Raw genomic sequence first — 25,572 nt, 5'->3', positions numbered from 1 at the left:
TTTAAATTCCTCTATTTCTTAATTTAATTAGTGAAACCATAATTCATTCAAAAAGCCTGAGAAGACCAAGAATGTGAACATGGTAAAGTTAAAAGTTAAAAAGATTGCAAAGCCATTGGTGAACCAGTTACTTGGTAATGGCTCCAATCCAGCTTTTTTGCGATCACGGTTCTTTTGTTTCTTCTGACGCAGCCACCAGTCATTGACGATTAATCCGACGGCATGCAGGAATCCATATAAAATGTACCACCATGTCACACCATGCCAGAATCCCATCAAAAGCATATCAACCATATAGGCGAACCCAGAGGTCACATTTCGATTCTTAAATACTTTATTACGTGTGAGTACCAAAACCAAACGCATAAAGACATAATCTCGGAACCAGAAACTCAACGTCATATGCCAACGATTCCAGAATTCCTTTAGATTCTTGGCCATAAAGGGCTTATTGAAATTGATTGGCGTATCAATTCCCATTAACTTTGAAATTGCGATAGCGAATAATGAATACCCTGCAAAATCAAAGAACAGGTAAAGTCCATATGAGTACATGACACCAATTGTTGGCAAATTAAAGAGTCCACCCTCAAGTAAGGCTGCCTTTTTGAAAGGCCCTAAGAACTTAACTGAAATGACGTAAGCCACGATGAACTTGTAGAAGAACCCCAGCATAATGTTCCACGTTGCACTCTGCACAAAATCCAGATAACGTTGGCGATCAGGTACTTGTTCATAATCAGCTTCAAAACGACGGTATCGATCAATAGGCCCAGATGATAGCGTCGGCATAAACATCAAGAATCTAACCGTTGGCCAGATTTTAACATCCTTTAGAACACCATCTCGCATTTCCATAATCATACCAACTGATTTAAAGGTCAGATATGAAATACCTAGGAAACCAATAATTGATGCCTTGTTTTGATTAAAGACTGGGTGTAGTTTAACAATAATCAGGGGAAAAGCTGATAGAAATACAGCTCCGTAGAAAACCCACTTATTATCGTACCGTTTACGATAGGACTGATAGAGTAAAATCAACACCGTTTGCCATAAAATATAAGCAATTAAAGCGTAGAATTGAACCCATTTTGGTCCCGCAAACATAAGTAAAATAAACACAAATGAGAAACCGGCTTCATAAATCTGAAAGCGCCGTCCTATGAACATCCCTACAATAATTGGCAAAAGCCCTAATAATAGGTATCCGAAGTACATGGGGTCCCCATATGGCTGTAAATTAGGTAGAGAAGCTAACCATTGACTCATCAGCCGTTCACCTCAGCAATAAGTGCTTTGATGTCCACCTTACCATTTGGTGTCAATGGTAATGATTCACGATAAATGAATCGTGATGGCATCATATAAGGCATCATCTCATCTGACAAGCTTTCTTTAATCGCTTTCGTTAGCTTTAAAGGCTTTTCATATTTTTCCAAAAGCCCTGGCTTGGGTACCACATAGGCCAACAACTGTTGCACCTTATGTTGGTCGTTATAGCGTGGCACCGCAACTGCTGATTCAACCATGTCAGATAGGTTTAGTACGTGGGAAACTTCCTCCAGCTCAATGCGATAACCATTGAATTTAATTTGGAAGTCCATGCGCCCACCGTAATGAAGTAATCCATCCTCATCCATTGAACCAACATCCCCAGTATGATAAGCAGGTTGTCCATCAAATGCAAAGAAAGCCTCACGTGTTTTTTCAGGATTATTGAGGTAACCCTTTGATACTGCAGGACCAGCCACGATAATCTCACCTTGTTCACCATTTGGCAAAACCGTACCATCCACATCAACGATTCGGGTTGGTGAGTCAGGCTTTGGATACCCAATTGGCAAACGTTCAGCTTTTTCTAGCATGCTATCAGTAATATCTACTGCAGATAATGCTACCGTTGCCTCAGTTGGGCCATAAGCATTGACGATACGTGCATCAGGGAAACGATCTCGTAACTTTTGTGCAGTTCCGACAGTTAGCTCTTCACCATCAAAGTAGAAGTACTTAATATTAGGCATGTGCTCTGCATCAAATTCATCAGATAACATGGCCATATCGGCAAATGAAGGCGTTGATGTCCAAACCTCAATGGGTAATTCTGGTAGAACTTTAAAGAGCTCCTTGAAACTTTCAACAACGTGGCGTGGCAAAGCATACAATGTACCACCCATCGCTAATGTCGGTGCCCAATACATCACTGATAAATCGAATGAGTATGGGGGTTGTGCCAACATCTGTGGTTGCTCCGGAATATCAAAAGCATCTGCTGACAACATCCAGTTCGTGAATGAAAGCAAATTCTTATGTGAAATTTGAACACCCTTTGGTTTTCCAGTTGTTCCAGAGGTGAAAATGATGTAATAGTTATCGTCTCCTGTCACCATGTGATCAAGTGTGTAGCTCACATCATTTTGAACCACTTCAGCCAATTTTTCAGGCGTAACAACTGGCACTGAATCAATCTCAATTGGTAGCGGATCAACAGCAATGACTGCTGCTGGTTGGGCAATCTCCAAAATTGACGTCAACCGTTCTTCCGCTGAGTTGATGTCAACGGGGATGTAAGCATGTCCTGATTTTGTTAATCCAACAAAAGTCATGATTGCTTCATATTCTTGTCCTGTAAATACCATCACAGGTGCTTTATCTGCTAAACCTAATGTATCGATATATGCGGCCAGTGCATCTGAATCGTGTTTTAAATCAGCATAGGTATGTTGTTCACCTAAAACATCATAGACAACCCGATCACCTTGTGTCATGGCGTAATCGTCAATGGTTTGAATCATATTTTCAATTTGCATCTCATTTTCTCCGCTTATCTATCTAAAATTCGTTATAAATAAAGCCGCCTTGTCCATGGCCAGAATAGCCATAGAGATACAACAAAATCAATAACACGGCAAAGTAAAATAATGTTTTAATTATAAACAGCCAAAAGCCTGTATGTTTTTTAAACATTGTGTCGTCCTTCCAACTTTCTAATCTGCCCTACCTAGTGTTTCATAATTATATCAATGGTATCACAAAAGATTACAGAATTACCATTGACATTTAGTTAGTACCCTCATTTATAGTCTCTACGTTTCCATTTGATTCTGAGGCTTTCATGGTTTCAAAAAGTCGACTAGCTAGCGGTTTATTGCGTGGCTCATCATTTTGGTTAGAAAACAAAATCACTGCATTTTCGCCATTTTTATCCATAAATAAAGTTGGCTCAAATCCTTGCATTTTTCCGTGACCAACAAAAGACTGTCCATCTGTGCTTGTATATAATCCACCAGCATACCTCAAACCGGCTGGTGGCGTTGTTAAACTAGACAATTCAGACTGAGGTAATACTTTGCCCGCAAACTCATCTTTTAAGAAACAATACATCGTCCACGGTGTGGCAAACAAATCCCCAGTTCCCACTTCGCGTGCAAACCGTTGTTCATTAAATGCGACAGGATGTCCTTGATCATTGTACCCAATCGTTCGCTTATCACTTTTGGTATATTCTTGTACATTTAAAAAGTGATATTTGCTCTGAAATTCCTGCTTAAACGACGCCGTTAATGACTGCCCAGACAATTGTCGAATAATACCTGATAAGAGAATGAAGTTCGTTGAGGTATAGAACCAAGATCCCGATGGTTGATTGGCTTTAACACGTTCAGCGACATTATTGATATAACCACCCTCGCTCATCGGTTTCGTTGTAAATGGAACATCTGATAAATCAGCAGTCATCGTCCAAAGTTGATGTAATGTTGTCTGATCAGCCGATGGCACTTTAGGGTAAAACTTAGATAGTTTTGTTGAGCCATCTAAATGGTTCTTTTGTAACTGCTTTTGCAGCACAATTCCCGTCAAGTTCTTTGTCAGTGATGCTAATGGGTAAACTGTCTCAACCGTATTTTCCTGCTGATTCTTCCCAACACCATACCCTTTATTTAAAACCACCTTGTTTTGCCGCACAACTAGCGCTGTTCCACTATAGTCAGCTGCTTTGATTTGATTTTCAAGTTCATGACTCAACTGATCATGTGGCACGACCTCGCGATTCCCCTCATCGCGATAAACTTTTACGGGTCGCTTTTCTGTTTTCTTGACCGTGGGGTGTTCCACTTTTTTGTTTGGCTTTGCTTGGCTCAAAGCTAAACCACCACCAATCAAACCACAACCGATTAATCCAACTAACACTAATCCAAATTTTTTATACGTCATTTTTCTTCCCACACATTAAGTTCAATATTCTAAATAATTAACACTCTTTAGACTAGCCCATTTACGCAGTAACGGCAAGACTACTCCTTTTTACTTTTGTTAAAAAAAAACACTGAATTAGTGCTTTCAAAAAGAACGATATCATTGACGGAATACTTGGCCGTACTGATGGACACAATCGAGCGCCGACTTGTTAAGTTTATGTACAAACAATCTCATAAAGCACTGAAGCTTGTCTGAAAAAACATCATCATAATCATCACGGGGGAGCCTGTCTACAACCTAAATAAAATGAATCATCCCAACTGCCAATCACTGGTGTCTGCTTTTTATACCATCGTTCAATACCGCAGTTAGTGACATCAGTTTGTCTATAAAAGCATGCTCACACCTTAGGCATTTACGCATTCACACCAATTGATGTCATCAAATGCAATCATTTCGTTGCCTATGTAGATGTTATTCTCCCAATAGCCCGTTACCTTCCCTTGAACCATAGGGGTCAGGTGACCTAGCTCATCGCAATGAATACGCTGTACCCGAACAACTTCATGGTTAGCATAAGCATGCGTCAATATGTGATCAATTTCCATTTCATCCATTCTTGGCATCGCGGTGCGCGCTTCAACCTCAGCGGTTTTTTCAGTATATTTGGCAACATCCTCCACATGATCGGATAGGTAAAATCCTTGCCACTTGACCATGCCACGATCACGATAGGTTTTTTCAAAAAAATCTTTAGCCCGTAAAAAAGCAGCTGAATTTGCCTTACTATCCATATGCGTTTCCCCCGCTATGCCCACCAACTAATCCTGCACGATTAATCATCGTTCCACCATCATCCGTTGAAGCCAATTTCACAATAGCTGTGGTGCCGAATTTGTGTCGAATATCATCGACTACGTGTTCAATCGTTTGTTCTTTTATATTGATTTCTGGCTCAATAAACAAATCCATTTGTTCTGCGACATCAGGAATGAGCTTGCCAACTGATACACCGATATGCCGAATACTTTGCCCAGCATAGTGCGCATCAAACAACTGGTAAAGTGCCCCGACGATTCGTTTCGAACGATTTGTTACGTCAATGCTAAGTTGTCCAGCAAAACCCGATTCAGTCTCAGTTAGTGCGACCCCAATATATAGATGAACCACCTGACATGCTTGGCCTTTTGCACGTAATCGCGCGGAAATCTGTTCGCCTATTTCGCGAATGACATTTTTTATTTCACTCGCTTTAACATAATCACGTGGCAACACCTGACTATTTGAAATACTTGCACCTTGAGGCTGATATTTATCTGACAAGCGACTACGATCAACACCCCAAGCTAGTGCGAATAAATCAGCACCTTTAACACCAAATCGATTGATTAAGAATTGCGGATCAGCTAACGCAATATCACCCATACAACATAATCCCATTTGATTCAGTTTTTTTGCGGTGCGCCGTCCAATACTCCAAACATCACTCAGTTCATTTACTGACCATAATTTAGTGGGAACATCTTCATAGTGCCATTCACCAATCAAACTGTGATTATGTTTTGCTTCCAAATCTAATGCCAACTTAGCCATAGTAGGATTTTCACCAATACCGACGGTCAAATATAAGCCCAGGCGTTGTTTGACTTCTAATTGAATGATTCGTGCCAAACGACGCAACGTTAAATCATGTCCATACTTCGTTTGCAGGTACCCCCACGAATCAGTGACATCTAAAATAGATTCATCAATCGAATAGAGCTGTAAATCCTCCTCAGCCACAAACTCCCGAAAAATGTCATTAACCTTTTTATTCTCTTTAATATAGTAATTCATGCGTGGTGGCACAATAATCAAGCGTGGATCATCTGGTAAATCCCGGTGCCGCGTCACATTAGAAATACCAAACGTCTTTTTAGCCATTGGCGATGAAGCAAGCACCAATCCACCATTTATATTATCCGCCTGACTCATTACCACTAACAATGCCTTCATCGGATTCAAACCGAGTGATAGGCATTCACAGCTCGCATAAAAACTCTTACTATCAATCATCAATATTTTACGCCGTGCTTCATTTTCTGTCGGAAACATCCTGACACCTCCAGTTAAAACTAACTAAAGTTAATTTTAACCTAATATGTTGGATAATCAAGTCTTTTTGTGCCGAACCCCATCCATTTAAAAAACTCGTTTTTCAGCACAAGCGCAGGCATATGATCACTAATTAAAAAAAGACGTTAGTTTTCGTTGACAGAGGCTAACTAAACGACTATGCTACTCATTGCACTTCAATTTAGTTAGTTTAGATTTCACTAGTCTAACTAAATTCAGATAAAGGAGTTTCAATCATGACACTTAATACTGATTTACTTGATAGCTTTGGTCGACTATCCCAAAATCGGCCGTTTGCCCTGACGGTAAAACGTCAAGGACAATTTTTGGCGCATCGCAATCAAGAAGCTGGACGCGGTCAACTACGCCTCTTACATTTACTGCGTGAACACCCAGATGGTTTATCCAACACGGACATCTCAGAAATGTTAGACATCAAACCAAGCTCAGTCAGTGTGATGGTCAAGCATCTTGAACATCACCACTACATTGAACGGATACCTAATCCCCGTGATAAGCGGTCGTCATTAGTTAAATTAAGTTCAGATGGTCACCAACAGTTCCAAGAGCTCGCTCATTTTTCAGATGAACTTTCTACGGCCATTTTTTCAGGACTCTCAGATTCGGAAAAACAAGATCTCATCCTGTTACTAAATAAATTAACGACTTTCGTCAATGATTTGGATTGGATGGAAATCCAACATATTGCACAGCATCACGGTTGGCGACCAGGCATGCGCCAAAATAAACGCTAATTAAAAGGAGCTTCCCATGGCACAACATGAATTACAAGAGCGTCCGCATACCAAACAAAAGTTTGATTTAAAGGCCTTTTTTAACCTATTAAAAAATACAAAACCCAAATATTGGCAACTTTATCTCGGCTTAGCCATTGGTTTAATCGCTAGCTTAGCCCAATTAGCCGTTCCAAAATTGGCGCAATCCGTTGTGAATAATCTCAAAGACGGTATTAGCCCGATGTTAATTATCTTAGTGCTTGGTCTTTTTATCGCGAGTGCCGTGCTCAGTTCACTTTCTGGGATTGTCTTGAGCTTTTTTGGGGAAGACGTCGTTGCAAAATTGCGAGAAACATTATGGAATAAACTCATTCGATTACATGTTAGCTACTATGACAATGTTAAATCAGGTGAAATGACTTCGCGCTTGATTAATGACACCACTCAAATTAAGGATCTACTTGCGAATGCCTTTCCACAAATGATAAATGCGCTACTTCAATTCTTTGGCGCCTTGATTATCATGGCATTAATGGATTGGAAAATGACGGCAATTATGTTTATCACGGTCCCTGTCACCATGTTAATTATGTTACCCATTATGAAAAAAGCCGGCGAAGTTGGTCGTCAACGTCAAGATGCGCTCTCAAAGTTTAGCGGCGTGAGCGATGAAACCTTGAGCGAGATTCGCTTGGTAAAAACATCTGATGCTGAACCACATGAAAGTAAACATGGTCAAAAGCACATTACCGACCTTTATCATATCGGTCTGAAAGAGGCCATTTATGATTCAATCGTCGGACCAATTATGTCTTCAATGATGTTAGCCGTAATTGTCGGTCCCTCGGATATGCTGCTATCCGTGTCATGAATGGCAGTATGTCGATGGGAACTATGGTTTCCTTCCTCATGTACCTCTTCCAAATTATGAGTCCCATCGCCATTGTGGCGCAATTCTTCACCACACTTTCTAAAGCTGCTGGCTCAACCGAACGTGTGCGTGAAGTTTTAGCTGAACCTGAGGAACAATTATTATCCGGCGCCAACCATGTTAGCCTTGCCGATAAAACGCTTCGCTTAGAACATGTTGATTTTAGCTATGAAACTGGCAAGGCTATTTTGACTGACTTAAATATTGAAGCAAAACCAAACACTGTGGTTGCTTTCGCTGGACCTTCTGGTGGTGGTAAATCAACTATTTTCAGTTTAATCGAACGTTTCTATGAACCCACAGCTGGTCAGTTAACCATTGGTGGCCAAAACATTGACGAGCTAAGCCTCTACGATTGGCGTTCACAAATTGGTTTTGTGAGTCAAGATTCTTCCATCATGGCTGGAACCATCCGTCAAAATCTAACCTACGGATTAGATGAACAAACATTTAGTGATAATGCGCTCTGGCATGTCCTCAGTTTAGCCTACGCTGATAAATTTGTTGCTGAAATGCCAGATGGCTTAGATACTGAAGTTGGTGAACGTGGGATTAAGGTCAGTGGGGGTCAACGTCAACGATTAGCCATTGCGCGTGCCTTTCTCCGGAATCCGAAAATTCTCATGTTAGATGAGGCAACGGCTAGTCTTGATTCTGAGTCTGAAGCAATGGTACAGAAAGCTTTAGCTGATTTAATGAAGGATCGTACAACCTTAACAATCGCCCATCGTTTAAGTACAATTGTCGATGCGGATAATATTTATTTCATCGACCATGGTCAAGTTAGTGGAAACGGAACGCATCAGCAATTAATGGACACGCTTCCCCTCTATCGTGATTATGTAAAAATTCAATTCAAAGCTTAAATTAAACAAAATGACGTCCTACCAAAAACGTAGGACGTCATTTTTATTGCAAATTTAGTTACAAAAAAAGACTATGAAGTTATTCATAGTCTTTTTCAATTTAAGCTTCGTCTTGCAAGTCAAACCTGAAGCGCTTCTTCATTTGCATTCTGAAGAATAGGTATGACAAACCGGCTAAGACAATACTGATAGCAATGAGAATCAACATTGGTTGCACAATACTATCTCCAGTAGAGATGGTTGCACGTAGTCCCTCAATTGAGTACGTCATTGGCATGTATGGATGAATTGCCCGATAGAATGGTGTTGTTAACTGCATTGGGTAAGTTCCCCCTGATGCAGAAAGCTGCAAGACCATCAAAATCAAGGCTAGGAATGTTCCTAACTTTCCTAAGCAGACATTCAACAAGAACAGTATCGTCATGTCGGCGATGGAACTTATGATGAGTACTACTAAGAACTTAAATGGTTCAAGTGGATGGATACCCACGAGTAAGATTGATGCAACGAATACAATCGTAGCTGATCCAATTGACAATGCAAATGGAACCATGAACTTACTGAACCACCAACCTAGTGAACTCTTAGGTGGCACAATCGCTGGATCAAAGACATTGATAATTGCCATTAATGTAATCATTCCAACATACAAGTAGATTGAAAGCATATATGGTGCCATACCATAACCGTTATTCTTTGTGTTGGTTGAGTCATGATGCTTTACCTTCAATGGCTTACCAAACATGTTAACGGTCTTCTTATTATCCTTGACCTTGCCAATCTTTTCAGCACCATCGTTCAAGCCCTTTGAAAGCTTATCAGCACCCTTATCGGCAGAAACCAAGCCAACTGACAGCTGGTTTGCCCCAGCTGTTAGCTTACCACCACCGGCAGCAAGTTGTTGTGCGGCATCATAGATTTGGGCACCCTTAGCATTCAATTGACCTAAGCCACCAGCGAGTTGTTGACCACCTTGGTTTAGTTGTGAAACACCACCAGTGTATTGACCAAGCCCACTAGCTAATTGGTTCGCTCCTGATTGAAGTTGTCCGCTCTTACTGTCTAGTTGTCCCAGACCACCAGCAAGTTGATTAGCTCCTGATTGAAGTTGTCCGCTCTTGCTGTCTAGTTGTCCTAGGCCACCGGCAAGTTGACTAGCTCCTGATTGAATCTCGCCACTCTTACTATCAAGTTGGGTTAAGCCATTATAAACTTCAGCCCCACCTTGCTTAAGACCAGCACTCTTTTCATTAAGCTGACTCAAACCGCCATTCAACGAATTAGCGCCTGATGAAAGTTCAGATACACCGCCGAAGGCTTTTTGCATACCGGCATAGAGTTGATCATATCCATCAGCTAGCTTAGCCAAATTATTCGTTTGACCAGAAGCACTTTGCAATTCAGATTGAACAGCATTCAAGTTCGCTGTCAAACCACTTACATTAGAAGAAATGGTTTGCTTTTGTGCTGCAGTTAAGTTAGAAGCATTCTCCAAAGCAGCCAAACTTTGAATCTGACCTGCCATGGCACTTAACTTAGCTGTTAAGGCAGCACTATTCCCACCGTTTTGGGCTTGACGTAGCTTATCAACTTCAGCCTTATATTGGGCTGCTGCTGAACTTAAGCTTTGACCGCCACCGTTAACACTACTATTGAGTGTATTTAATGATTCCGTTAGCTTTGCACTACCCGCTTGGGCAGAACTAACCCCTGCCGTATATTGTTGGATTCCAGAATTTAATTGTGAACTTCCATTCACTAACTTTGAAACGCCACCAGTATATTGACCTAAGCCATTTGCTAATGATTGACCACCTTGGTTAAGTTTTGAAACACCACCAGTATATTGACCTAAGCCACTGGCAAGTGATTGACCACCTTGGTTTAGCTTTGAAACACCACCAGTGTATTGGCCTAAGCCACCAGCAAGTGAACCGGCACCTGACTGTAGTTGACCACCTTTACTATTTAGTTCAGATAGACCACCAGCAAGCTTTTGACCACCTGCATTTAATTGAGCAACACCATTGGTGTATTGCCCCAATCCTTGTCCAAGTTGACCAGCACCGTTACCAAGCTTGTTTGCACCATCAGCTAGGCTCTTTGAACCGTTACTTGCTTTTTGCAAACCATCGCCAAGTTTAGCTGAACCATCAGCTGCCTTTTGCATACCTTTTCCAGCTTGTTTAAAGCCAGTCAAGACGGCTTTTGCATAAGCCTTGGTTACTTCACTTTGTACATCAGCTTTGATTTCATTCATGGCACCTTCACCAATTTTTGAACCGATGAAGTTGTTTCCTGCGCTGGTCTTGTACTTTAATTGCATTTGCTTTGGATTATCATCCATCAAAGTTTCCGAATTCTTCGAAAAATCCTTAGGAATGATGATTTCCAAATAGTACTTACCTTCATTTAATTTCTTATCAGCTTCTTTTTGATCAACTTTTTGGAAATCCAAACTCTTACTATCAACTAAGTTGTTAGCCATTGATTTTCCAATATCAATCTTTTTACCATCAACCTTGACGCTCTTGTCTTGATTAACAACCGCCACTGGCAATTTATCCAAAGAGCCATATGGATTCCACATTGACTTCAAGAAAATAACTGAATAAATTGCCGGAATCAACATGATGACAATCATCGCAAAGCGAAGTAACTTGTTTTTCTTTAATTTTTCCCACTCAGCTTTTATCATGCGTGACTCCTTTCTGGATGATGTGTACGTAGTAACTGACTAATCTTGTAACTATTCAGTCGCTGGAGATAGGCCTGCTCCGCTTGCTCCATAAATGAAGCAACTTCTTCTTCGCCTGCCCGTATATCGGAAGCACCTTCCAAAAAATTATCCGCTAGATGTTTAGGGTGGTAATTCTTTTTCTTACCCTCAATTGCATAATAGATATCAAGCAAAGAGATGTCGTCTGTATCCTTAATGAGATAGTAGCCACCACCTTTACCCGTGTCAGACGCAATGACATTTTCACGGACAAGGTTTGCTAAAATCTTTTTTGTATAAGTATTTGAACTTTGCATCAATTCACTTATTTCATTACTACTTATCTTTTGAGGGTAACGATCATTAGCCAAAAGCAATACTATGCAAATGGCCCCTTCGAAACTATCTTTATATTTCATCCAGTACCCTCCATCATTAATTTAACTTTATCTATTATACATACGTGGACGACAAATGTCCACGTTAAATCACAAATTTATTTGACTTTTTTTAAACGTTGTTATAGATTTCACGTTTTTTTAATTTCATAGCTTATTTTGACCAAAAAAAGGCGCCAACAATTGGCGCCCTTTCATTTAAGATTAGTATTCTGTTGAAACAGTTGTAAACAATTGGGTATACATCTCAATAAACTTAAGATACATATCCTTTGAACATTCTTCATTATTTTGGTGAGCAGTTAGGAAGTTTCCTGGCCCAAACACAGCCATTGGAAAGCCAACGGGGTGATTAACCAATAAGCGGGAAGCATCTGTTCCACCCGGTGCAGCGACGGCTTTAATGTCTTGCCCCACAGCTTCCTTAGCAATGGCTTGCATTTCTTCGATTAGCTTTGAGTGCAAATCACCCTCAATTGGAATGATTTCCATCGTGACCTCACGTGATACCTCACCTTGATGGTTGGCATTATACGTCGCAATCGCATCATCAATGATCGCAAGTACGGCTTTATTATCAAATTCCGGTACTGTTCGGACATTTAATTGTGCCTCAGCTGTTGCTGGCAAGATATTTGGTTGTGAACCACCTGTAATGACATCCACGTTATAAACGTCTTGTCCAAGATATTGATTGGTATCTTTTTGGCTTTTCTCATCCAACTTAGCCTTAATATCTGCCCATACATCCATCAATTCTTGGATGGCATTGATACCAAGTTGTGGAGTTGAACTGTGGGCAGCCTTACCCTTTGCTGAAAGTGTGATATTCAACTCACCCTTATTGGCAAAGCTTGTGTAGTATCCAGTTGGTTCACCAACAATCAATGCATCAACGTCGTTCATGTACCCTGCGGCTTGTAATGCTGTTGAACCAGCCATACCAACTTCTTCTCCTGCCGTTGCCAAGAAACGGAGTGTACCATTGAAAGCCATGTCTTGTTCTTTAATTTCAATGAAGGCAATCGCAGCAGCGGCAAGACCACTCTTCATATCTGAAACACCACGACCAAACATCTTATCGCCATCAATTGTTAATTCAAGCGGATTCGTATCCCATTGATCACGATCAAAGTCAACTACGTCCATGTGTCCAGTGAAAGCAATCACTGGATTACCAGAACCAATTTCTGCTACCAAGTTAGCTCGATGGTCTGGATCTGAATCGAGTGGCAAAACGCTGGACTGAATGCCATGCTTCGCAAACAAGACCTTTAAGTATTCAGCCACTGGTCGTTCATTTCCATTTCGACTATCAAATTGAATTAAATCTGACAAAATTTGAATTTTTTCATTAGTTTCCATATATATGCTCCATTCCCTAGTCGCTTAAAACTGACAAAATTATTAAAATAAAGTATAGCATTAATTTTCAATAAAGATAGCTCTTGGCGAAAAGTTAATCGGTGTTACAATTAAATAAAGTGAGCGATAAGCTTAAAGGAGTTATATACATGCGTAAAGGAATTATTTCAATTATCGTTGCCACAGCCGTAATTGGTGGTGCTGGCACTTATGGCTACGCTGAAATGAATGCGCAACACCAAGCTGAAACGCAAAAGAGTCAGTCTTCAAGTCATGCCGACAGTGTAAAGGCAGCGTCTAAATCAACTTCACAAAAATTAGCAAGTGATGCAAATGCGTCATCGTCTAAAACAGATGCTAGCCAAACAACAGCTAGTGAATCTAATCAGACTGGTTCAACATCATCAAGTATGGCTGCATCTGACGCATCAACAAGTAGAACTACTGACACGGCGACAAGTCAAACGCCTACAACACAAGCAAGTAGTGAACAAAGCACATCAGGTACACAATCAAGTGCGCAATCATCAATCGATCCAAACAATCCAAACCTGACACCAGCACAAATTGCCCAACTCTCACCTGCTGACCAAGCCACGAACTTACGTGCCGCAGCAGCGCAAGATCCAACACGTTTCAAGATGGATTCAGCGATTGTCATGGGTTACTCTAACTCAGCCATCCAGAGTGTACCGGCATGGTCACACTATTCAGACAGCGAGATTAATCACTTCCGCAGTCAAGATCAATAAAGACAAAAAAAGCACCAGTATCCGTGGATACTGGCGCTTTTTATTTAGTCTAAAACTTGCCAATGGTTTAATTGGGTTGCCGTTACGTCAAAATGACCTGTTGTTAGATATTGCTTGGCTTTCAAAACCAATGGTGAGGCATTAGATGCTGAAATATCCCTTAAGTTTACAAATAAGGCACCTGTAACATCTTGCCCAATAAAATCTGGCACTTGGGCTTGGATTTGGCCTGTATATTGTAAAACATGGTAAAAAACCGCGATATGTTGATTCTCAACAAAATCCAGATAGTGCCAGGGATAGTGGAAACTTGTCGTTCCCAGCTGTTGGCTTACCTTAACTAACAGACCAGTTTCTTCTTCGATTTCACGGTTCAAAGCATTTTCTAGTATTTCCCCAGGTTCTAATTGACCACCAGGTAAGTCAAACCGATTTTTGTAAGGCCCGTCTGTTTTTTTTACAACCGCCAATTGTTCCCCCTGAACAATTAAGCCGTATACACCAAAAGATTGATGAACTTTGCTTTGTACCATTTTGAGCCTCCGAAAACTTTAATAAATCTGGTATTCTTGCCCGGTTTGTTTACCGACAATGCTCTTAACAAAGGCTTCAGCCACTTCTGTGATTGGCACTGGCGTGTAACCCAAGAACTGATCTTTCAACTTTTCAAAACTCACATCAACGACATTTGGACTGATGGCATTAATCCGTAGTCCGCGTGGCAAATCAATTGCGGCTGATTTTACGAAAGCCGTCACACCACCATTTGCCATAGCCGCTGATGCACCACCAGGAATTGGATCATCCTTTTTAATACCAGTGGTTAACGTAAAGCTACCACCATCTTTAAGATATTGTTGTCCAATAATAACTAAGTTAATCTGACCGAGTAACTTACTTTGTACGGATAGCATATTATCTTCCGGTTGCATGTCTGCCAAAGCTTTTGCCGTCGTTTGACCAGCTGTTGATACAACATGATCCAATTCAGGTAAACTTGCATACATGCTTTTGATACTTTCGGGATCAGCCATATCGACATAGACATCCGCATCATGACGACCACCAATTAAGACGGTATGCCCTAATTCACGTAAACGCGCCACGACGGCTTGTCCCAAAGTTCCATTTCCACCAACAACTAAAATCTGCATCCTATTACCACCTTTACCCTGTTACTAGTCGATTAGGCTAGCGTTACTTCAATCCGTTTTGGCATTTTGATTGTTAACTTTTGAATCTTTTGAATTGGATCAATGCCAATCACTTCAATTACATCTGCTAACACGTTTAATTGTAGCGTAAATGCTGGGACTTCCATATCATTCGTGGTATAGATTTCAATATCAAGTGCGGTGCTATCAGGCACCTTTTTCACATCGGCTTTGGCCACAGTACCATTGAGGACCCCAAGACTCCAACCTTCGGTTAGTTGAATCACATTTTGTTCTTCTGACATTATTGATACCCCTTTTCTTCAATGAATAATTAACCCCAGTGTAACTGGTTTATCTTGCGGACTAGCGTCAACAATGCGTCATTTTGATTAAGGTCAGAAGACGAATTGTTTTATTTAAAAGAACGTTTATTCTCTTAGATAATTGGACTTCCTATTTTTTAAATTAATGCTCATTTTCTAAAAAATAAAAAAACAACCAAATCCGTAGACCTGGTCGCATTAGCTTACTTATGTTTTAAATACCACTTATTCAGTTCCGCCCAAACAATCACGGGCAAACCTGCTAGTACCACGATTCCCCACTGTTGTAATGTCAATCCCGCCGTTGAAAAAATATCATTCATGAATGGGACGTAGGTTAATACAAGTTGCAAGGCAAGCATTAATCCAATTGCAACATACGCCATCGGGTTGGCGAATAATACTTTTTTCGCAAAGGCAAACGCGGATGTTCGAATATTAAAGAGGTAAAAAATTTTACCAAAAATAATAATATTGACGGCCATTGTACTAGCAACCGCAAATGAGATTCCTTGGTTCCGCATCACTTCAAAAATAACCAAAGCCATTCCCGCAATCAAGACACTCACCACTGTCATCTGTACAGCGTCAGATCGATTCATTAATCGTGCATCTGCTTGACGTGGCGGTTTTTGCATCAAACCTGGTTCTGCTGGTTCGAAAATAAATGCCAACTGAATGGTAATTGCCGAAACCATATTAATCCACAATAGTTGTGTGGGTGTTAAAGGCAGCGGCTGACTTAGTAGAATACTAATCGCCACAATTAAGCCTTCTGCAAAACTCGTTGGTAATAAAAATAGAATCGTTTTTTTGATGTTATCGTACAGACGTCGACCCTGTTCAATCGCTGTTTTAATAGTTGAAAAATTATCATTTGCCAAAATCATGTCAGCTGAATCTTTGGCAACGTCCGTTCCTTTAATTCCCATCGCCACACCAATGTCCGCCTGCTTTAATGCTGGAGCATCATTCACACCGTCACCAACCATGGCTGTCACATTACCCTGTTTTTGATAGGCTTGGACAATTTTGAGTTTATTGTGTGGTGTTGTTCTAGCAAAAATATCATATTGCTCAACAACCTGTGTCAACTCGTCCAATGTTAAGGCGTCGACTTCCTGCCCCGTCATGGCACGAATATCGTCGGCCAGACCTAATTGTTGACCAATCGCACTTGCTGTTTCAATGCTGTCACCGGTTATCATTTTCACCTTGATCCCAGCCACACGCATCTCGCGAATCGCTTGAATCACTTCTGGGCGTGGCGGATCAGTAATGCCGACCAATCCTAAGAATTGAATTTCTTGTGTGGCAATACTTGCTGTATCAATTGTTTCAGCATCTCGTGGCATATCTACATATCCAACTGCAATCACGCGTTTACCGACTTGCGCCAGTGAGTGAGCGCAATTAGTCCAATATTCACGGTCGAAATGTTGATTACCTTGGGCAACTAAGTCAAACATGACATCTGGTGCACCTTTAATGGCAGTAATCCGTTCACCCTGCTTATTTTCAATTAATTTTGCAATATATCGATAGTCAGAATCAAACGGAATCCGATCAATTTCGGTTACCTGCGGTTCTGTAATGCCAAACCCTTTATAGTATGCTGTGATGAAGGCCGCATCAGTCGGTTCACCATTCACAGCCCAACCCGTTTCATCCTCAGACAAAACGGTATCATTAGCAAGCTGACCCATCGTGAGTAATTTTGCCAATTGTGGATCTGTTTGAGCTTTGACGGTTTGTCCATCTAATTCAAAATGCCCGTTTGGTGCATAACCAGTTCCAGTCACAGTGTAATGACGATCCGCAACGATAACATCCTGGATTGTCATTTCGTTTTTAGTCAACGTTCCGGTTTTATCCGAAGCAATGATATCAATGGCACCAAGGGTTTCGGCTGCTGGTAATGTTTTAACAATGGCATGTTTTTTGGTTAACTTTTGAACACCTGTCGCTAAAATAATGGATGTCGCGGCTGGTAAGCCTTCTGGCATAGATCCTACGACCATCGTGATGACCGCCATCGCCAAGACCGGTAAGGTATAGACGTTCATGAACCAGCCTAAGGCAAATAATAACACTGAACTGATAATGATGAACCATGAAATCCCCGTCCCCAGTTGATCGAGTTCTCGCGTTAACGGGGACTTTTTTGGCTTCACTGCTTGCACGCTAGTTGAAATTTTACCAATTTCAGTTGTTGCGCCAATCCGTACGACAATGCCGAGACCACTACCATTTGTAACGCCCGTTGAGGCAAAGGCCATATTGGTTTGCTCAGCAAGTGGTGTTATTTCAGGTATCACTTGGTCCGATTTTTCAACTGAGTCAGCCTCACCAGTTAACGAGGATTCTTGAATTCTTAAATTATCGGTATCAACAAGTCGTAAATCAGCTGGCACATTATCACCAGCTTCTAAATAGACAACATCCCCCAGAACGAGTTCTCGGGCCCTGACCGTTTGACGCTTTCCCGCTCGATAGACGGTCGCTTCAGCAGAAAGCATCTGCTTAATCTTTTCCAAAGCATCATTGGCATTCACTTCCTGCATATACCCAATCAACGCATTAATCACAATCACAATGCCAATCACAATGGCATCGGAATAATGTTGCATCAATAAGGTCACAACAGCAGCAAATAACAAAATATAAACAATAATATTGTTGAATTGATTTAGGAAAATGCGCCATTTTGGCGTCACCTTCGTCTTCAACTCATTAAAGCCATCTCGTTTTAGGCGCTGTTCGACCTCCGTTTGTGTCAGCCCGGCTGGCACGCGTGTCTCAAATGCGTTAATGACTTGCGCATTTGTTTCTTGATAGACTGGTAAGCTTCTGGATATAGGGTCCTTTAATTCTGGCACTGATGTGTCTCCTCTAAATGTTTTATATTTTTAAACATTCATTCAAATGTTTAAATTCATTATTCCAAGCCAAACTTTAGGTAACCTTGTCCTAAGCTTTAATGAACCTTATGTCTTTGCATGCGTGCGAATAAGTCCACAAATTCCATAAGATATCTATAATTTTTAAAGAAACCCCACTTTTTTTAGTGTATAGTGATTAATTATAAGTAAAAAAGAAAGTAGAAATAAATTATGACTGTAGCTCCCATTTATTGGATTGGCTTCTTTGTCTTTGTTGTTGTCATGCTGATTTTAGATCTTAAGGTATTCAACAAGGCCAACACTGCGCCAACCATGAAACATTCTCTCATCACCAGTGGTGTTTGGATTGTTTTAGCCCTCCTATTTACCTTCATTATTTTCCATCTTGGTGGAAAAGAGGCCACGGTTGATTATCTGACAACGTATACTTTGGAAATGTCGTTGAGTTTAGATAACTTATTTGTCTTTATTCTCGTCTTCGGATTTTTCAATATCGCTGCTAAATATCAACATCGTGTTTTGTTTTGGGGTGTCTTCACCGCCATCATTATGCGTGTCTTATTCATTCTAGGTGGTTCAGCCCTCTTGTCTCACTTCCAATGGTTGATGTATGTACTCGGTGCCTTCTTGCTCTATGCCGGAATTAAGATGTTCTTTAACAACCAAGAACAACAAGAAAGCCTAGACGATAATAAGCTCATGCGCTTTTTGAATAAAGTGTTACCCATTAAAATTACTGATCAGGATGGCGCACCATTCTTTGTTAAAGCAGATGGTAAGACTTACGTTACCCAATTCATGGTCGCCTTGATTTTCATCGAGATGTCGGACATTATCTTTGCCTTTGACTCAATTCCAGCATCATTGGCCGTGACAACCGACACTTTTGTCGTCATCACGTCAAATATTTTTGCATTAATGGGCTTGCGTTCATTCTATGCTGCGTTGTCATTGATTTTGCCAATGTTCAAGTATATTAAGTACGGCTTAGCCGCGATTCTCTCATTCATCGGTTTAAAGATGATTGTGAACGAAGTTAGCAAGGCCATGGGGTCAAGTTTTGAAATCTCAAATGCAACTTCATTGCTTGTCATTGTGGTTTGTCTGGCCGTTGCCATCGGTGCATCCCTTATTTCAAATCATCGGGCTAAAAAAGCCTAATAAAAAAGCAACTAGTTTCGGATAACTCCGACTAGTTGCTTTTTTGTTGTTTACGTGTGGCTAACTTGACGTGTCTCGATTCCCCAATGCCTCTAATTTAACCAGTTCGCTAGATTCTGCCAAGATTTTTCATTCACTAACATTCTTGGGATATCTAAATTATCAGTCCCCTGATTAACAATTCCTGGATCAAGCGTTGAAACTGATGTTATCCCATGCTCTGCCATGTAAGTTGTTAAATTCTTATTTGTCGCCCCATAAGGGTACGTAAAGTATTTAGCATGCTGTCCCATATGTTGTTGAATAACTTGTTGGCTGTGTTGATAATCTGATGCCATCGTTTTTTCTGACACCTTACCTGATTGTAAAGCTGGCTGACCTTCAATCTGGTAATGTAGTTTATCAGTGTGTAATCCAACCGTTGCTAACGGACTCTGCGCCATCTTTTCTAATTGCGCCCAGTTGGCCATTCGAATGCCATCTATCTTCTTATCAACAAATCCTGTTACTACATAAAAAGTGTATGGAAATTGTTTTTGCTCGAGAATATTGGCAGCATTTTCAGGCATCGTGCGATCGACGTCATCAAAGGTCAAAACCACGTATTTGCCATGAATAGGACCGCGGGCTTTCATTGCCACCATGTCATCATATGAAATCACATTGACATGGTGCTGCGCTAAAAAGTCCATTTGCTTTTTAAATTCAGTCTCCGTCACGTTATATTCATGTAATTGATCATTGCTCGAGACGTGGCGCATCACCCGATTCAACTCCGAATCTTTCAGGATACGATGATAGGTCAACACGGTTACCCCATTGGATTCTTTTTGAAACATCCCCGCATAGCCAGGTAATCGGCTGTGTGTTTGTCCATTAGCATATTGAAAGTATTCATTGCACAAGGCCACCCCAAATATAATTAAAAAAATCAAATAAAGACTCCGTTTGAAGCGCATAAACATTACTCCTTTCTGCTGGTATCACGGGTACACTCCGCGCAGCCAAGCACGATTAGCCAAACGAACAGACTTGTCGTTATTAATCCCAGCACCACTAAGAAAATTTTCTGATTTAAACCTAAGACAATATATAAAATACTTAAGTCATCCGTGTAGGCGCCCCCGAGATAAAGACCGCCAATTAATACCAATCCGAATGAAACAACCCAAACGCTTGAAATAAACGTTTCTTCTAACCAACCAAAATATCTCTTTTTCCGAATAATCATATTTATACCCCTCGATCTGGACTGACCCAAGTCCCGGTAGATTTCTTTGTGAATAGCACGATAAATTCTGACTTAATTGAACAAACTAAATTAATCACCCAGTAAAAAAGGTAATAGATTGGCCAAACAAATAAATCACGTACTGAAATTTTGCTTGTTCCCCCATCGCGAATGAGACTAACGGCCGTCATGAAGACCATCATAAAGATATAAATAAACATAATCGGCACTGAAAGCTTGAAATCATGCGCTGGGAAGACCGAAATAACGAAATCAAGCGTACTGATAATGAATGACCATGACCAAAGGTGTGAAAAGAACATTTCCAACATTAAAAACTTGGTTCCTGTACCGGCTTGCCGTAACACCCAATGTATATTTTGATTGAAGACTTCGACCCCACCAATGGACCAACGCGTCCGTTGCTTGATAAATCCCTGCAACTTTTCAGGCACTAAGATATGCGTAATGGCCCGTGGCTCATATTTAATTCGGTAACCAAATTTGTAAAAGCGCCAAGTGACATCAATATCTTCCGTCATTACTTTTGGATTAAATCCACCAACCGTTTTCAAGCTACTCACACGGTACATCACTAATACACCAGAAACTGTCATAATTTTGTGAAATAGCGTTTGTTGGGCGCGTTTGATGGTATCAATAATACTGACATATTCAAGCGCTTGTAATGTTCCCAAGACCGTTGTCCGATTTCGGACAATTGGCTTTCCTGTAACAGCAGCGATTTCGTCTTGATCGAAATTTTCGACTAATTTTGTTACTGCCAAAGGATCAATAATTGAGTCTGCATCAATCACAGTCATATAATCCGAATCAACATAATGGGTTAAAGCAAAATTGAGGGCACGCGCCTTTCCACCATTTTCCGGCATTTCAACAAGCGTGCAATCATCCCAATGATTTGCTTCAATATATTGTTTAACAATGGTAACTGTCTCATCAGTACTCGCATCATCCACCAAGACAACTTTCAAATTTTCATACGTAACTGCTTTAATCGCTGCCATCGTTTCTTCAATCAACTCTGCCTCATTAAACATAGAAACCAAAATAGTCACAGTATCATTTTTTGCCGCTACCGCTTGCTTGTGAGCATGATGGGTTCGAAAACAAATCGCCCCAACAATCCACCCTACCGACATAAAGACTGGATAAATAATGGTGTATGCTGTCATGAATTGTAAAATATCTTTTAGTACTTCTGTCATTCAAATTACCTCCCCAATGCTAAGCCCTAAACGCGTCGTAATTGAATCTGTAGTCTTTCTTCAATCGTGGTCATCTCATCATAGGATGCCCGTGGTAAATGTGTTGTTTGTTCCAAATGAAAAATGACCTTATTGATTGTTATCTTTGGGTTCTCCTGATAATAATGCTGCACAATTGGTTCAAACATTAAAATCCGCTTACTAATACCTTGTGGCTCCTTACTCTCCGCCATATTTGATGCAACCTCCGTGTGGATCGTGTCGCGATTATGGAAGTGATAGTTGAGTTGTGCTGGCCCTGTTGCTCTAACATCAAAATTCATAACTCACTCCTTTCAGCATGCTTTTTATAATTTTTCAATTAGAAAAACATCATTTGCTCTAACTGATATCCCAAATTAAACCATAATTAATTTTTGAATTATATGCTTTTTCCCGCCTAGCTGTTCATGCTTTTTTAACCACATTAAAAAAACAGAGACTCTGAAGTTCGAGCTCTGTTTGTCGATGTTTGCTGATAACGTTATTGTCCTTGTCGCTTATCCAGTGGTTTTGGCTTATACTTTTCATAATAGGTCATTACCACTTAAGCTAACTGTGAAAAAACGTAGACTCAACGACGCCAGTGATGTGATATTCTGTCGCTGCTAAGTCATACATACCTTGAAGGAGGCACATTTATGGACAAAATTCTTTGTTTTTTAGATAAAGACGATGAGCAAAAAATCCATATTGTTAATCAGATGCTGCAGTCATCAGAACCGATGCTGGAACGTAAAGCTTTTGCTGCCAGTCTTGACATGTCTAACTATCGTTTAAATAAACTTATCGAAGAGATTAATCTAGATTTGCAGACCATCTCACCAAACGTTTTTATTAATGTCACTGATCGTCATATTGATAACAACGAACAACTTAAATATGGGGTTGAAAACCTACTATTACGTAATTACTTTAAATCAAGTAACGCTGAGAAGTTTTTACTCTCCCTGCTCAAAAATGATCAAATCATTTTTAATCAAACTTTTCGTGGTTACGGTTGGTCACGTGCTTTTTTCTTCAAAGAAAAGAAGAAGTTTGAAGAAAATATGATGTATTTCATTGGCCTGCATCCTTCTGAAAAAAATTTACGTTTGTTTATTTACAATTTGTATGATTACTTTAACGTGGTTCCTGATGTTCAAATTCCAGAAGTACAACGTCTTTTGGACCGTGTTTTACAATTAGACATTCCACGTATTCAAAATGATCTCGTCTTTTCGCAAAAAATCAGCATTTTAATTATCATTTCGTATTTCCGTAATCACTATAATCATCGCGTTTCTGAGGATTATTTGTGGTTAGCAAAGAATCCAGACAATCACGATGTCCTTGAATTATTCAAGCAAGTTTTACCAGAAAACACCACGCGTGCCTCAATCTTTATCTTTCAGACCACGCTCGAAATTGGGCTAATCGAACCTACCCACTATCCGATTGAGGACCTTGTCCGTGATCAAAAGAGTTGGCAAACCATTCATACCCTCATTACCGACTACATGGAAAACCTCACCTTCCCTTTTTCAAAAGCACAAATTAATAACAGTACTGTTCGTGAAATTTATACAGAAACGCAACGGAACTACTTTTTAACTGAACGTGATTATAGTCATGCAAGTCACTATTTTTCATCGGTCTATCCTCAAACAGACTTCCATATTCGCCAATTACTGGCCTTAGTGAATCAAGAAATACGGATGTCTCAAAATCACCTGTACCATCTTTATTTTAGAGTGGTTATTTTAGCCATGTCGTCTGGGCTGGATTTCCAACAAGATGCTCCCATTGAAATTTGTGTGTCATTTTCCCGCGGTTATCGGGCGACCAATTGGGTTTCCAATAATATTAATGCGTTTACCTATCTGAATGTACACACGACTACTGAACTATCCAATAAGACCGACATCTATGTTAGCGATGTGCCTTTAGATCACTTTGACAAGCCACAAGTCATTTGGAACAGTCCCACCGGTCCCCAACAATGGTATGACTTAGAAGAATTAATTCGCCAAGTTCGCCAGAACAAATTCAATCCAAAATAAATGTTTACAAATTTTATCCCCTTTGATATTCTGACCGCGAAAGCGAGGGGAATTTATGAAATTAAGAACATTTTTAGTTAGTTTATTACTTACCGTGACTTGTATGCTCGGTTTTTCAACAGGAATCGTACACGCGGACAACCTTGAGGCAAAAGGCGTTGATAAAGATAGCGCGGTTATCACCGATGCCCAAGGTAATGTACAGAGTCATACAAAAGACCTTACTGAATCGGGCTATCACGTGAGTTGGCATTGGTCGATCCCGGACCAAGTTAAGATCAAGTCTGGTGACACCATGCAAATTGAGGTACCCGATAATGTCGTCATTCCACATTCACTAACCTTTGATATTTTAAATAGTACTGGTTTAGTTGTTGGACAAGCCAATTTCATGGCAAACGCAAATACTGGTACCGTAACCTTTAATGATCAATTAGCTGATAAAACCCTAAATCGAAAAGGTGATATTTACATCTATGCCAGCGGTAAAGCGCTTGATGATCAATTACCCAGTGATTGGCTTATTAATAAATCTGGTTGGTGGGACACAAACAAACATGACAAAATCAATTGGAATATTGCTTTAAATCCCGATCAATCTGATTTAGGCCATGTTACCTTATCTGATACTCTAGGTCCTCACCAGACTTACCTTCCTGGCAGTGTTGTGGCCCAAACTGGTACGTGGGATGCACAAGGACAATTCACGCCTGATGGCGGAACGGTACCCGTAAAGGTTACCCAAAAATCCGATCGCAAATTGCAGTTCGACCTCCCCCATGTGACAACTGGTGTAAACTTACAATACCAAACGCAAGCAACTGGAAATCCTAATGGCGAAACCTATACAAATGCCGTGACACTAGATGCTGATAAGCTTGGTGGCGGAGAAGACGATACCCCAGAACGTAGTCAATCTAATGCACAGCTTAGTTTTGGTGGCGGCGGCACCGGTGATGGTGATATGGACGTTAAACCAGAGGTTCCGGATCAACCATCACAACCTGATCAGCCAACTACTCCAAAAACGCCAGAACAACCAAAAACGCCTGACGAACCGACTACACCTAAGCAACCAGAAACGCCCAAACAACCGGATACACCTAAACAACCAACTGCTCCCAAAGTAACTGATAAAAACAAAACCCCGCACCCAAAGCGTGATGCTGAAACTAAGCAACGCACACACACGACTGAATCATCCCCTTCCAGTGCCAAAACCCCACAAACACATGCAAACAAGCAACGTCAGCATCAACTCCCATTAACTGATGTTGCAACATTTAGCATCATCTCATTGATTGGGTTAGCGCTCCTAGCACTAACTGGTACCCTTTACTTTAAATCACATAAATAAACAGCAAAAAGCCTAACAGTTTACCCGACTGCTAGGCTTTTTTAGGG

The 25,572-nt window shown here is 40.6% G+C and carries 22 protein-coding genes and 1 pseudogene; 6 read left to right on the top strand and 17 right to left on the bottom strand.

Features of this window, described 5'->3' with window-relative positions; translation table 11 throughout:
• Positions 1 to 27: 27 nt before the first annotated feature.
• The 6 genes from dltB to D3P96_RS06640 all read right to left on the bottom strand — a co-directional run bounded on the left by dltB (position 28) and on the right by D3P96_RS06640 (position 6,294).
• The gene (gene dltB, locus D3P96_RS06665; RefSeq protein ID WP_124943600.1) at positions 28 to 1,272 is read right to left on the bottom strand and encodes a D-alanyl-lipoteichoic acid biosynthesis protein DltB; all 1,245 of its coding nucleotides are present in this window, start codon (positions 1,270 to 1,272) and stop codon (positions 28 to 30) included.
• The gene (dltA, locus tag D3P96_RS06660) at positions 1,272 to 2,810 is read right to left on the bottom strand and encodes a D-alanine--poly(phosphoribitol) ligase subunit DltA (RefSeq protein ID WP_124943599.1); all 1,539 of its coding nucleotides are present in this window, start codon (positions 2,808 to 2,810) and stop codon (positions 1,272 to 1,274) included. The genes dltB and dltA overlap by 1 nt, the downstream gene beginning before the upstream one ends.
• A 22-nt stretch (positions 2,811 to 2,832) precedes the next feature.
• Positions 2,833 to 2,967: a teichoic acid D-Ala incorporation-associated protein DltX gene (locus D3P96_RS06655; RefSeq protein WP_124943598.1), complete on the bottom strand. Its 135-nt coding sequence runs from the start codon at positions 2,965 to 2,967 to the stop codon at positions 2,833 to 2,835.
• Between the two features lie 93 nt (positions 2,968 to 3,060).
• Complete coding sequence (locus D3P96_RS06650; RefSeq protein WP_124943597.1) at positions 3,061 to 4,215, bottom strand: serine hydrolase domain-containing protein; 1,155 nt, start codon at positions 4,213 to 4,215, stop codon at positions 3,061 to 3,063.
• A gap of 392 nt (positions 4,216 to 4,607) precedes the next feature.
• Positions 4,608 to 4,994 (bottom strand): hypothetical protein, encoded by a 387-nt coding sequence (locus tag D3P96_RS06645; protein WP_124943596.1) that lies wholly within the window; start codon positions 4,992 to 4,994, stop codon positions 4,608 to 4,610.
• Complete coding sequence (locus D3P96_RS06640; protein WP_124943595.1) at positions 4,987 to 6,294, bottom strand: Y-family DNA polymerase; 1,308 nt, start codon at positions 6,292 to 6,294, stop codon at positions 4,987 to 4,989. The genes D3P96_RS06645 and D3P96_RS06640 overlap by 8 nt, the downstream gene beginning before the upstream one ends.
• A 257-nt stretch (positions 6,295 to 6,551) precedes the next feature.
• Between D3P96_RS06640 and D3P96_RS06635 the strand changes: the two genes are divergently transcribed.
• Both D3P96_RS06635 and D3P96_RS06630 read left to right on the top strand, forming a co-directional pair.
• Complete coding sequence (locus tag D3P96_RS06635; RefSeq protein WP_124943594.1) at positions 6,552 to 7,070, top strand: MarR family winged helix-turn-helix transcriptional regulator; 519 nt, start codon at positions 6,552 to 6,554, stop codon at positions 7,068 to 7,070.
• 16 nt (positions 7,071 to 7,086) lie between these two features.
• A pseudogene (locus D3P96_RS06630) lies at positions 7,087 to 8,849 on the top strand (ABC transporter ATP-binding protein).
• A gap of 100 nt (positions 8,850 to 8,949) precedes the next feature.
• Here the strand turns inward: D3P96_RS06630 and D3P96_RS06625 are convergent.
• From D3P96_RS06625 to D3P96_RS06615, 3 genes are all read right to left on the bottom strand, one after another.
• On the bottom strand, positions 8,950 to 11,547 hold the full coding sequence (locus D3P96_RS06625) for a YhgE/Pip domain-containing protein (protein ID WP_124943593.1): 2,598 nt from the start codon (positions 11,545 to 11,547) through the stop codon (positions 8,950 to 8,952).
• On the bottom strand, positions 11,544 to 11,987 hold the full coding sequence (locus tag D3P96_RS06620; RefSeq protein WP_124943592.1) for an RrF2 family transcriptional regulator: 444 nt from the start codon (positions 11,985 to 11,987) through the stop codon (positions 11,544 to 11,546). Before D3P96_RS06620 ends, D3P96_RS06625 begins: the two co-directional genes overlap by 4 nt.
• A gap of 183 nt (positions 11,988 to 12,170) precedes the next feature.
• Positions 12,171 to 13,331: an ArgE/DapE family deacylase gene (locus D3P96_RS06615; protein ID WP_124943591.1), complete on the bottom strand. Its 1,161-nt coding sequence runs from the start codon at positions 13,329 to 13,331 to the stop codon at positions 12,171 to 12,173.
• Positions 13,332 to 13,480: 149 nt separating this feature from the next.
• Here D3P96_RS06615 and D3P96_RS06610 point away from each other — a divergent pair, with 149 nt between their 5' ends.
• Entirely contained in the window at positions 13,481 to 14,083 is a 603-nt protein-coding gene (locus tag D3P96_RS06610; protein ID WP_124943590.1) for a hypothetical protein, read from the top strand.
• A gap of 44 nt (positions 14,084 to 14,127) precedes the next feature.
• On the opposite strand, the gene D3P96_RS06605 is transcribed toward D3P96_RS06610, so the two are convergent.
• The 4 genes from D3P96_RS06605 to D3P96_RS06590 all read right to left on the bottom strand — a co-directional run bounded on the left by D3P96_RS06605 (position 14,128) and on the right by D3P96_RS06590 (position 18,442).
• Positions 14,128 to 14,616, bottom strand: coding sequence for an NUDIX hydrolase (locus tag D3P96_RS06605; protein WP_124943589.1), 489 nt, complete (start codon positions 14,614 to 14,616; stop codon positions 14,128 to 14,130).
• Positions 14,617 to 14,634: 18 nt separating this feature from the next.
• Positions 14,635 to 15,237, bottom strand: a complete 603-nt coding sequence (locus tag D3P96_RS06600; protein WP_124943588.1) for a short chain dehydrogenase — start codon at positions 15,235 to 15,237, stop codon at positions 14,635 to 14,637.
• 32 nt (positions 15,238 to 15,269) lie between these two features.
• Positions 15,270 to 15,542: a hypothetical protein gene (locus D3P96_RS06595; protein ID WP_124943587.1), complete on the bottom strand. Its 273-nt coding sequence runs from the start codon at positions 15,540 to 15,542 to the stop codon at positions 15,270 to 15,272.
• Positions 15,543 to 15,766: 224 nt separating this feature from the next.
• Entirely contained in the window at positions 15,767 to 18,442 is a 2,676-nt protein-coding gene (locus D3P96_RS06590) for an HAD-IC family P-type ATPase (RefSeq protein WP_124943586.1), read from the bottom strand.
• 234 nt (positions 18,443 to 18,676) lie between these two features.
• On the opposite strand from D3P96_RS06590, the gene D3P96_RS06585 reads away from it, so the two are divergent.
• The gene (locus D3P96_RS06585; protein WP_124943585.1) at positions 18,677 to 19,627 is read left to right on the top strand and encodes a TerC/Alx family metal homeostasis membrane protein; all 951 of its coding nucleotides are present in this window, start codon (positions 18,677 to 18,679) and stop codon (positions 19,625 to 19,627) included.
• Positions 19,628 to 19,719: 92 nt separating this feature from the next.
• Here the strand turns inward: D3P96_RS06585 and D3P96_RS06580 are convergent, their stop codons facing one another.
• From D3P96_RS06580 to D3P96_RS06565, 4 genes are read right to left on the bottom strand one after another with little or no spacing between them, the layout of a single operon-like run.
• On the bottom strand, positions 19,720 to 20,586 hold the full coding sequence (locus D3P96_RS06580; protein ID WP_185696112.1) for a polysaccharide deacetylase family protein: 867 nt from the start codon (positions 20,584 to 20,586) through the stop codon (positions 19,720 to 19,722).
• Positions 20,587 to 20,591: 5 nt separating this feature from the next.
• Entirely contained in the window at positions 20,592 to 20,858 is a 267-nt protein-coding gene (locus D3P96_RS06575) for a hypothetical protein (protein ID WP_124943583.1), read from the bottom strand.
• Positions 20,859 to 20,860: 2 nt separating this feature from the next.
• Complete coding sequence (locus D3P96_RS06570; RefSeq protein WP_124943582.1) at positions 20,861 to 22,087, bottom strand: glycosyltransferase; 1,227 nt, start codon at positions 22,085 to 22,087, stop codon at positions 20,861 to 20,863.
• A 26-nt stretch (positions 22,088 to 22,113) separates the two neighbouring features.
• The gene (locus D3P96_RS06565; protein WP_124943581.1) at positions 22,114 to 22,410 is read right to left on the bottom strand and encodes a hypothetical protein; all 297 of its coding nucleotides are present in this window, start codon (positions 22,408 to 22,410) and stop codon (positions 22,114 to 22,116) included.
• A gap of 357 nt (positions 22,411 to 22,767) precedes the next feature.
• Between D3P96_RS06565 and D3P96_RS06560 the strand changes: the two genes are divergently transcribed.
• Positions 22,768 to 24,168, top strand: a complete 1,401-nt coding sequence (locus tag D3P96_RS06560; protein WP_124943580.1) for a hypothetical protein — start codon at positions 22,768 to 22,770, stop codon at positions 24,166 to 24,168.
• A gap of 55 nt (positions 24,169 to 24,223) precedes the next feature.
• On the top strand, positions 24,224 to 25,525 hold the full coding sequence (locus tag D3P96_RS06555; RefSeq protein ID WP_124943579.1) for a collagen binding domain-containing protein: 1,302 nt from the start codon (positions 24,224 to 24,226) through the stop codon (positions 25,523 to 25,525).
• Positions 25,526 to 25,572: the final 47 nt, after the last annotated feature.

The organism is Weissella viridescens (assembly GCF_003862435.1).
In the GTDB taxonomy this organism is placed as follows: domain Bacteria; phylum Bacillota; class Bacilli; order Lactobacillales; family Lactobacillaceae; genus Weissella; species Weissella viridescens_A.
The sequence above is the reverse complement of the archived record's forward strand: the minus strand, read 5'-3'. Positions and strand labels throughout refer to the sequence as shown.